Origin of the sequence: Nonomuraea sp. MG754425 (assembly GCF_021699195.1) — a bacterium.
Taxonomy (GTDB): domain Bacteria; phylum Actinomycetota; class Actinomycetes; order Streptosporangiales; family Streptosporangiaceae; genus Nonomuraea.
In genome coordinates this window covers 25,083-33,947 of sequence record NZ_SSXE01000105.1, presented here as the reverse complement: position 1 = coordinate 33,947, position 8,865 = coordinate 25,083, and the positions used below count along the sequence as shown (strand labels likewise).

The following is an 8,865-nucleotide window of genomic DNA, read 5'->3' as shown; positions in this document are numbered from 1 at the left end:
GAAGTGCCGCGTGTACGCCTCGACGAGCCGGCGGGTGACGGTCGGGGCGAAGAGCATGTCGCCGGAGGCGATGGTGTGGATGGCGGCGATGAGCCGTTCGGGCGGGGTGTCCTTGAGCAGGAAGCCCGAGGCTCCGACGCGTAAGGCGTGGTAGACGTACTCGTCGAGGTCGAAGGTGGTGAGGATGAGCACCCGGGGGCGGTGGTCGGGTGTGGCCGACAGGATGTGCTCGGTGGCCGTGACGCCGTTCATGCCGGGCATCCTGATGTCCATGAGGATCAGGTCGGGCCCGGTGGCCGTGGCGAGGCCGACGGCTTCCTCGCCGGTCGCCGCCTCGCCGACGACGTCGAGGCCCGGTGCGGCGCGGATGAGCGCGGCCAGGCCGGCGCGGACGAGCACCTGGTCGTCGACGACGAGTACGTTGATCATGCGTCGGGTAACTCACCTTGCGGTTCGGCGGGCTGGTCGTCGGCGCCCGGGGTGGGGAGGGGCAGGACGGCCACGACCTCGAACCCACCTGACGGCGTGCCCCCGGCCGTGATCGTTCCCTTGTAGAGCTTGACGCGTTCGCGCATGCCGATCAAGCCGTGGCCGTCGCCGTTGCCGGTGGACGCCGGGCCGCGGCCGTCGTCTGTGACGCGGAGTTCGAGTTCGGGGCCGTAGCGGAGCGAGACGCGGGCGGTGGCCGAGCCCGCGTGTTTGAGCACGTTGGTGAGGCATTCCTGGAGGATCCGGTACGCGCACATGTCGATGCCCGGCGGAAGCGGGCGAACCGTTCCGCTGATCGACACCTCGACGGGCACCCCGGCCGAGCGCACCCGTTCCACGAGTTGCTCCACGCGTTGCAGGCTCGGCGCGGGATCGTAGCCCTCGGGGTCGGCGTCCTCGTCGGGGTCGACGCGCAGCACCGTCAGCAGCCGCCGCATCTCGCCCATGACCTCGCTGCCGGTGTCGGCGACGGTGGCGAGCGCGCCGCGCGCGGTGTCGGGGTCGGAGCCGAGGACGTACCGGGCCAGGCCGGCCTGGATCACGATGACCGACATGTGGTGGGCGACGACGTCGTGCAGTTCGCGGGCGATGCGTACCCGTTCCTGCGTCACGGCGCGGTGCGCGCGGTACTCCTGCTCGCGGCGCAGTCGCTCGCTGAGTTCGGCGAGGCGCTGGTTGCGCGCGACCAGCAGCCTGGTGCTGGTGCCGAACGACCAGGCGATGGCGACGATGATGGTGCTCTGGGCGACGTTCGGCCAGGTGAAGTCGTCCGGGCCGAGGAACGCGGCGTGCCACCACAGGGCCGCCACGACCAGTGCGCAGGGCAGGGACACGGCCGGCGTCCGGCGGTAGGTCACGGTGTAGAGGGCCAGCAGCGGCGCGACCTCGTTGAGCCGGGCGTCGTATCCCATGGTGTGGAAGGCGAGCGTGGTGACGCACGACAGGGCGAGGACGGCCAGGGGCGCCTGTCGCCGCCAGGCCAGGGAGAGGTTGCCGAGCAGGGTCAGGCCCACGCCGGCGGTGTCCATGGGGCGCAGGGCGTACCCGGGGTCGGCGGTGTTCGCGGAGAAGGCCAGCGCGAAGGAGAGCGTGACGGCGGTGATCAGTACGCTCACCAGCAGGTCGACCAGGAGAGGGTGCGTCACGGCGAGCCGTCGCAGGGACGACAGCACCTTTTCGCCCATCAGCGCATCGTAGCGCCGGGCGACGGTGTCGTTCATTACCCGTGCGATTGATCGCCGGTACGACCCGGGTGACGGTCGGGCGGGTCCCGTACAACTCAGGTTTACCTGGGGTCCCGTTGCCTACCACGGGTGTTGTACAGATCTTCAGCCCGCGGGCTGACGCCTGATCAGCAGATCATTCTGACAATGGGTGTGGGTTCGGATCGCCGGCACCTGAGGGATGCGGTGTGTGCCCGCCCGTCTTACGGATCACCCGGAGGGCTCGGGCGGCACCGCATCCCTTGTGCTGGGTTCTGTGGCGATAACATCGCGATCGTGGCGGACTGGGAGCTTCGACCGGCTTTGGCGGCAGATGTGGACACGATCGCCGAGTTGCGGGCCGTGGTGTTGCGGGCGGACCTCGAACGGCTCGGACGCTACGACGAACGACGCGTACGCCGGCGGCTGCGCGACAACTTCGAGCCCGCCCACACCTGGACGATCGAGGTGGGCGGCACGTTCGCCGGCTGCGTCGCGCTGCGGCCGGACGCGGGGGCGTACTGGCTGGAGCACTTCTACCTGGACCCGGGCCTGCAGGGCCGGGGCGTCGGCTCCGGCGTGCTGGGCCGCCTGCTGGAGCGATGCGACGGCGAGAACGCCGTGGTCCGCCTGCAGGTGCTGCAGGGCAGCGCGGCCCGGCGGCTGTACGAGCGGCACGGGTTCACCGTCGAGCGCCAGGACGAGGTGGACGTGTTCATGGTGCGCGCCCCGGCGACCCGCTAGCCCCGGTCACCGGACGGCGTGAACCGCACGGGCAGGGCGACGGGCCCGCGGGTGATGCCGGCGGGCAGCCAGCGCACCTCGGCCGACGGGTCGGCCCAGGCCAGGCCGGGCAGCCGGGCCAGCAGCACGCGCAGCGCCACGGCGGCCTCGATCCGGGCCAGCGGCGCGCCCAGGCAGTAGTGGATGCCGTGGCCGAAGGCGAGGTGCCGCGGGTCGGGGCGGGTCACGTCGAGGCGGGCGGCCTCGTCCGCGGGCAGGAAGGCCCGGCTGGCCGAGGTGAGCGCGATCGCGACGGCCTGACCGGCCCTGACGCGCTGCCCGCCGAGGTCGAGGTCCTCGGTGGCGAAGCGGGCGGGCGTGGTCTCGACGGGAGCGTCGTAGCGCAGGAACTCCTCCACCGCCGCCGGCACGCGCTCGGGCCGCGCCCTGAGGTACGCGGCCTGCTCCGGATGGCTGAGCAGCGCGGCCACCGCGTTGCCCAGGAGATTCACGGTGGTCTCGTGACCGGCGACGACCAGCAGGACGGTGGTCCCGAGCAGCTCGGTGCCGGACAGGCGGTCGTGGTCGTCGTCGCGTACGCGGATGAGCTGGGACAGCAGGTCGTCCGCCGGGGCCCGGCGCTTGTCGTCGAGGAGGCCGCGGAGGTAGGCGTTGAGCGCGCTCAGGGCGGCCCGCTGCCCCTCGGAGGGGTTGTCCATGCCCTGGCGGGTCCAGCGCTGCAGGTCGGCCCGGCGCTCCTCGGGGACACCGAGCAACTCGCAGATGACCGCCATGGGCAGTGGCCGGGTGAAGGACGCGACCAGGTCGGCCGAGCCGGCGGCGGCGACGTCGTCGAGCAGCCGGTGGGAGAGCCGCTCGATCCACGGGGCGAGCCGTTCGGCGGCGCCCGCGGTGAAGGCCCTGGAGACCAGACGGCGCAGCCGGGTGTGCTCCGGCGGGTCGGCGGTCAGCATGTTCCCGCCGAAACCGGAGCCGGCGAGCATGATGTGCTGCCCGGCCGCGCGCAGCCGCTCGGCGAACGGCTCGGGATCCTTGCTCAGCTTCGGATGGGCCAGCGCCTCCCGGGCCAGCTCGTGGTCGACGACCAGCCACAGCGCCGAACCGTCGGCGGAGCGCACCCGATGGATGGGGCCGCGTTCGCGCAGGGCGGCGTAGCGGGCGTGGGCGTCGGCCTTGAACTCGGGGGTTCCGACGAGGATGGGGGCATCGTGGGTGGTCATGGTCTGACCCTCGCGTGCGCGCGGGGCGTCGTCCAGCCGACCGGGCGACGAAGGTCGCGTGTTGTTCACGGGCAGGAGGGGCCGGGTTAACGGCCATGTACGCTTCGTTGTCTTCGGTAGCGACGGTGAGCCTCGGCTTTGAATGGGATTTCGACACAGTCGTCGCCGTCCTGAGCATCGCGATCCCCCTCATGGCGTTCGTGTGGGAGTTCGCCGTCGTCCGTCGCAAACGCCTCGGCTACCGGGTGCAGATGGACACCCTCGCCACGGACACGGCGCACGCGCCGAGCGCCGACATGCTGGCGCGGCTGCAGGAGGACGGCAGGGCGCTCAAGGAGCCCTCGTTCGTGCTGCTGCGGATCGAGAACGCCGGCTGGATGGAGATCGTCGAGGGCGACTACCTGACCCCCGAGAAGGACAAGACCGGCATCCGGGTGACGTTCCGGGACCGCCGGGTCGTGGGCCTGGCGGTGACCGAGTTCAGCCAGTCCGAGCTGCGCGACTTCTTCATCACCCACGCGGACGGCGTCACCATGGAGGCCGACGGCTTCGGGCGGGGGGAGGAGGACGGCGCGGGCGTCATCGGGCTGCCCAAGGTCAAGCTGAACCCCGGCGCCCACTACAAGGTCCTGGCGGTCCTGGAGCGCCGGTCGGGGACGCCGGGGGACACGTTCGCCAAGCCGGTCTTCCGCGCCGACGTGAGCGGGCGCTCGCTCCGCTGGCTGGGCTGGCTCGCCCGGCTCAAGCCGGCCAGGACCGAGAGCCACACCTTCGCCTCCAGACCGGCGCTGGTGGGCATCGTCCTGCTGACGACGGCGGTGCTCACCCAGTCCGGCCTCACGCTGCTCTGGCGGACGGACCCGCCACCGCTGGACTGCGTCGGCGGCACGCTGCACCTGCACGGCTCGACGGCCTTCGAGCCCGCGATCCGCGCGGCGGCCGAGAGCTACGTGCGGCTCTGCCGGGGGAGGAACGCCGGCATCCCCCTCGGGGACGGGACGTTCCAGGGCAGCGCGGAGGGCGTCAACGCGCTGGAGCGGGCCGGCCGGGGCGCCGAACTCGCCGCCGGCGCCGGGCTCGGCGACCACATCGCGTTCACCGACGGTCTCGCGGAGGGCAACCACCCGCAGGTGCTCTCCCGGCCGGTCGCGTACTCGTTGTTCACGCTGGTCGTCAGCCAGGACGCGGGCGTGCGGAACCTGTCGTCCCAGCAGGTCCGCGACATCTACGCGCTGAAGATCACCGACTGGTCGCAGGTGGGCGGGGCGGCGCTGCCGATCCAGCTCGTCAGCCGCCATCGCGGCTCCGGCACGCGGACCGCCCTGGTGTCGCGCGTGCTGAACGGCAAGGGGACCTCCGGCCTCGACGTGCCGGAGGCCACCGTCAACGACTGCGCGGCCCTGGACCGCGCGCGGCCGGGCAGGTGCGAGGTCGACGGCACGCCCACGCTGCTGCAGAAGGTGGCCGAGATCCCCGGCGCGCTCGGGCACAGCGAGGTGAGCAGCGCCGCGACGGCCGCGGGCGTCGTACGGCTGCGGATCGACCAGATGCCGGCGACGCTGGAGGGCATCGAGGACGGAAGCTATCCCTACTGGCAGACCGAGTTCGCCTACACCTACGGGGAACTGCCCGCCGGCTCCATCGGCGCGGCCTTCCTGCGTTATCTCACCGACCAGGGCGGCAAGGACATCCTGCGGGAGTTCGGCAACCGGCCCTGCTCGGAGACGGCGTATCCGCTGGTGTGCGAGCCGGGCTGAGGCCGCGGACGCCCCGGCCCGCGCGCGGGCGACCGGCCGCGCCGGGGCCGTGGGGAGCCGGTCAGCGGTAGCCGGTCACGTCGGCGGGCTTGCCCGGATCCTGGACCTCCACGAGGTAACGCCAGCAGTCGGGCCGGGAGCCGTCCACGTCCGTGAAGCCGTATTCGAGGGCCAGTTGCCCGCTCGACAGCGACTGCCCGCTCCAGCGCAGCACGTCCGCGTCCGCGGCCAGGGCGGCGACCGCGCGGCCGACGAACCGCGGCGACTCGGAGATCACGAAGTGCGGTTCGCGGGCGGCGGCGTCGCGCCAGTTCTCCTCCGTCACCCCGAAGTGCTCCAGCATCGCCTCGGACCTGAGCCAGCCGGGCGTCAGCGCCACCGCCGCGCACCCGAACGGCCGCAGCTCGTGGGCCTGCGCGAAGCCGAGCCGGAGCACCGCGCTCTTGGCCTGGTCGTAGAAGAAGGAGACGCGGTAGTTGTCGTCGTTGTAGCTCTTGGTCCCGTCGGTCATCTCGACGACGAGGCCGCCGGGGTTCTTGATCAGCAGCGGCAGCGCGTAGTGGCTGGTGATGATGTGCGTGTCGATGGCCAGCCGGAGCAGGCGCAGGCCGCCGTCGAGGTCGTGCTCCCACAGCGGCGTCTCCCACTGGGTCAGCGGATCGCCGCCGAAGATGTCGTTGACCAGCACGTCGAGGCGGCCGTGGTCGCGGGCGATCCGGTCCACGAGGGCCTTGACCTGCTCGTGTTCCAGGTGGTCCACCTGGATGGCGATGCCGTGGCCGCCGGCCGCGGTCACCAGTTCGGCGGTCTCCTCGATGGTCTCGGGGCGGCCGTACTCGGATCGGGACTCGCGGGTGGTGCGGGCGGTCACGTACACGGTGGCGCCGGCGGCGCCCAGCTCGACGGCGATGCCGCGGCCGGCGGCGCGGGAGCCCCCGGTCACCAGCGCGACCTTGTCCTTCAGCGGGTTGTTGCTCATGGGAGCGACGTTACGTCGAATACCCGACAGGTGATGTCATCTTTTCGCGGGACGTCCGGAGGCTCAGCCCCGTACGGCGCACAACAGCCGGTTGTTCCCCCGCTGCCACAACGTGCCGATCTCCGGGAAGCCGGCCTCGCGCAGCGCCTCCACGTGATGCGACAGCAGGTGCGACTCCGAGCCGCGGTGGGCGGCGCCGGACGTCGTACGGGCGGCGTTGAGCGCGGACAGGTCGGGGTCCGCCTCGATCGCGTCCCACCAGGCCCGCCAGTCCTCCGGCGGGTTCGCGCCGAACACCCGCTCGGTCTCGATCCGGTGCACCTCGTGCTCCAGCCGCGACAGCGCCGGGGTGGCGTCCTCGGTGTCCAGGTGGTCGCCGTTGAGCAGCAGCCCGCCGGGCCGCAGCACGGTGGCCAGTTCGGCGTAGACGTCCTTCAGTTCGGGGCCGGAGATCCAGTGCAGCGCCGTCGTGCTGACCGCCGCGTCGGCCGGCCGGTCCAGGCCGAGCAGTTCCGTCCACCCGCTCGTACGCAGGTCCGCCGAGACGAACGGGAGCTGCGGATAGGCGGCCCGCCCCAGTCCCAGCAGCAGCGGGTCGGCGTCCACCGGGATCACGGTGGCGGCGGGCAGCCGCTCCAGCAGCCGCGCGGACAACGACCCGGGGCCGCAGCCCAGGTCGATCACCACGGGATCGGGCCGCCCCAGCGCCTGCACCGCGTCGATCAGCGCGGTGAACCGCGTCTCGCGGTCGGGCAGGTAACCCTCCTGCTGGCGGTCCCAGCGGGTGATCCACTCCGTCGCGGCTTCGTGAGTGAGCACGGGCATCTCCCTGTAACTGTCATTTAAGATTTGGGCAGTCACAACGTAGAACACGAAGGTGTAACTGGTCAATTGGACTACAACAGTCACACGGACGCCGTCGTCAGGGTGGCGGTCTCGCTCGTCAACGAGCTGACCCCGGGGGAGCGGCGCGGGCGGCCCTTCTCCCCGCAGTCCGACGCCGGCCTCGCCGCCACCGCGGGCCTGCGGGCCGTCTACCCCGCGCACCGCGAGGTCACCGAGGCAGAGGGGGCCGAGCTGGCCCAGGTCGCGACCCGGTTGCGCGCGGTCTTCTGCGCGGTCGCCGACGGCGACCTCGACGGCGCGGCCCTGCGGGTGAACGCGCTGCTGGCGGAGACGGACGCCAGGCCGATGCTCGAACGGCACGACGGCGAGCCCTGGCACCTGCACTTCCACGGCCCCGGCGGCACGATGGCCGGCGACTGGGCGGCGAGTTGCGCCACGGGCCTGGCGATCGTGCTGGGCAGCGAGTTCGGCGACCGCCTGGGCGTCTGCACCGCGCCGCACTGCGACCGCGTCCACGTGGACGTCTCGCGCAACGGCACCCGCCGCTTCTGCTCGACGGCCTGCCAGAACCGGGTGAAGACGGCCGCCTTCAGGGCCAGGACGAAACCGGAGTGACGGTCAGGGCGACAGCACGCGGACCGGCGCGCCGTCGAGGAAGGCGTCGATGTCCTCGACGGCCTCGCGGAAGTACGTCCGGTAGTTCAGCTCCGTGACATAGCCGAGGTGCGGCGTGGCCAGCACGTTCGGCAGCGTGCGGAAGGCGTGCCCCTCGGGCAGCGGCTCCAGGTCGAACACGTCGAGCCCGGCTCCGGCGATACGCCCGGCGCGCAGCGCCGCCGCCAGCGCGTCCTGGTCGACGACGGCCGCCCGCGCGGTGTTGATCAGGTACGCGGTGGGCTTCATCAGCGCCAGCTCCCGCCGGCCGACGAGCCCCCGTGTCCGCTCGCCGAGCACGACGTGGACGGAGAAGACGTCGGAGGCGGACAGCAGCGCGTCGAGGTCGGGCGCCAGGCGCGCGCCGCGGGCCGCGGCGTGCTCCTCGGTGAGGTTGGCGCTCCACGCCACGACGTCCATGCCGAACGCCCGCCCGATCTCCGCGACCCGCGAGCCGATCTTGCCCAGGCCGAGCAGCCCGAGCGTGCGGCCGTGCAGGTCGATGCCGAGCGTGTGCTGCCACGGCCCGCCCGCGCGCATGGCCGACGACTCGGGCACCAGGTGACGGACCAGGCCGAGGATGAGCGCCCAGGTCAGTTCGACCGGCGGGGTGCTGCTGCTGCCCGTGCCGCAGACCGTGATGCCGCGCTCGCGCGCCGCCGCCAGATCGACGGAGGCGTTGCGCATGCCGGTGGTGATGAGCAGGCGCAGGTTGGGCAGCCGCTCGAACAGCTCGGCGGTGAACGGCGTGCGCTCCCGCATGATGACCACGATCTCGTGGTCGTGGATCGCGGCCACGAGGTCGTCCTGGCGGGCGAAGTGCTCGCGGAAGCTCTCCGCCCGCACCCGGGACCAGTCGGCCAGCCCGAGGGCGACGTCCTGGTAGTCGTCAAGCACGGCGCAACGCAGCATGATCAGGAACTTTACCCGTTCGCCCGGCGCGCGCCGCTGATCAGGGGGCCGGCCTGCCGTCC

The 8,865-nt window shown here is 72.3% G+C and carries 9 protein-coding genes; 3 read left to right on the top strand and 6 right to left on the bottom strand.

Translation table 11 applies throughout. From position 1 onward, the window contains the following. Together FAF44_RS31540 and FAF44_RS31535 are read right to left on the bottom strand one after the other, a co-directional pair. A partial coding sequence (locus tag FAF44_RS31540) for a response regulator transcription factor (protein ID WP_237106958.1) occupies positions 1-429 on the bottom strand: 429 nt, incomplete at its 3' end. Then, entirely contained in the window at positions 426-1,673 is a 1,248-nt protein-coding gene (locus FAF44_RS31535; RefSeq protein WP_237106957.1) for a sensor histidine kinase, read from the bottom strand. The genes FAF44_RS31535 and FAF44_RS31540, both read right to left, overlap by 4 nt. Before the next feature lie 315 nt (positions 1,674-1,988). Here FAF44_RS31535 and FAF44_RS31530 point away from each other — a divergent pair, with 315 nt between their 5' ends. Then, positions 1,989-2,435 (top strand): GNAT family N-acetyltransferase, encoded by a 447-nt coding sequence (locus FAF44_RS31530; RefSeq protein ID WP_237106956.1) that lies wholly within the window; start codon positions 1,989-1,991, stop codon positions 2,433-2,435. On the opposite strand, the gene FAF44_RS31525 is transcribed toward FAF44_RS31530, so the two are convergent. Continuing rightward, positions 2,432-3,655, bottom strand: a complete 1,224-nt coding sequence (locus tag FAF44_RS31525; protein ID WP_237106955.1) for a cytochrome P450 — start codon at positions 3,653-3,655, stop codon at positions 2,432-2,434. The two genes, FAF44_RS31530 and FAF44_RS31525, sit on opposite strands and share 4 nt — an antisense overlap. A 125-nt stretch (positions 3,656-3,780) precedes the next feature. Here FAF44_RS31525 and FAF44_RS31520 point away from each other — a divergent pair, with 125 nt between their 5' ends. After that, on the top strand, positions 3,781-5,412 hold the full coding sequence (locus tag FAF44_RS31520) for a PstS family phosphate ABC transporter substrate-binding protein (protein WP_237106954.1): 1,632 nt from the start codon (positions 3,781-3,783) through the stop codon (positions 5,410-5,412). Positions 5,413-5,473: 61 nt separating this feature from the next. Here FAF44_RS31520 and FAF44_RS31515 read toward each other — a convergent pair whose 3' ends face one another. Together FAF44_RS31515 and FAF44_RS31510 are read right to left on the bottom strand one after the other, a co-directional pair. After that, a complete protein-coding gene (locus FAF44_RS31515; protein ID WP_237106953.1) occupies positions 5,474-6,391 on the bottom strand; it encodes an SDR family oxidoreductase in 918 nt (305 codons plus the stop codon). A 63-nt stretch (positions 6,392-6,454) separates the two neighbouring features. Next, the gene (locus FAF44_RS31510) at positions 6,455-7,216 is read right to left on the bottom strand and encodes a trans-aconitate 2-methyltransferase (protein WP_237106952.1); all 762 of its coding nucleotides are present in this window, start codon (positions 7,214-7,216) and stop codon (positions 6,455-6,457) included. Positions 7,217-7,282: 66 nt separating this feature from the next. Between FAF44_RS31510 and FAF44_RS31505 the strand changes: the two genes are divergently transcribed. Next, on the top strand, positions 7,283-7,852 hold the full coding sequence (locus FAF44_RS31505) for a CGNR zinc finger domain-containing protein (protein WP_237106951.1): 570 nt from the start codon (positions 7,283-7,285) through the stop codon (positions 7,850-7,852). Positions 7,853-7,855: 3 nt separating this feature from the next. Here the strand turns inward: FAF44_RS31505 and FAF44_RS31500 are convergent, their stop codons facing one another. Next, positions 7,856-8,803, bottom strand: coding sequence for a D-2-hydroxyacid dehydrogenase family protein (locus FAF44_RS31500; protein ID WP_237106950.1), 948 nt, complete (start codon positions 8,801-8,803; stop codon positions 7,856-7,858). Positions 8,804-8,865 lie beyond the last annotated feature (62 nt).

Coding starts and splice junctions, on each gene's coding strand:
- FAF44_RS31510 (WP_237106952.1), bottom strand. CDS start 7,216: ATGCCCGTGCTCACTCACGAAGCCGCGACGGAGTGGATCACCCGCTGG.
- FAF44_RS31515 (WP_237106953.1), bottom strand. CDS start 6,391: ATGAGCAACAACCCGCTGAAGGACAAGGTCGCGCTGGTGACCGGGGGC.
- FAF44_RS31525 (WP_237106955.1), bottom strand. CDS start 3,655: ATGACCACCCACGATGCCCCCATCCTCGTCGGAACCCCCGAGTTCAAG.
- FAF44_RS31500 (WP_237106950.1), bottom strand. CDS start 8,803: ATGCTGCGTTGCGCCGTGCTTGACGACTACCAGGACGTCGCCCTCGGG.
- FAF44_RS31535 (WP_237106957.1), bottom strand. CDS start 1,673: ATGGGCGAAAAGGTGCTGTCGTCCCTGCGACGGCTCGCCGTGACGCAC.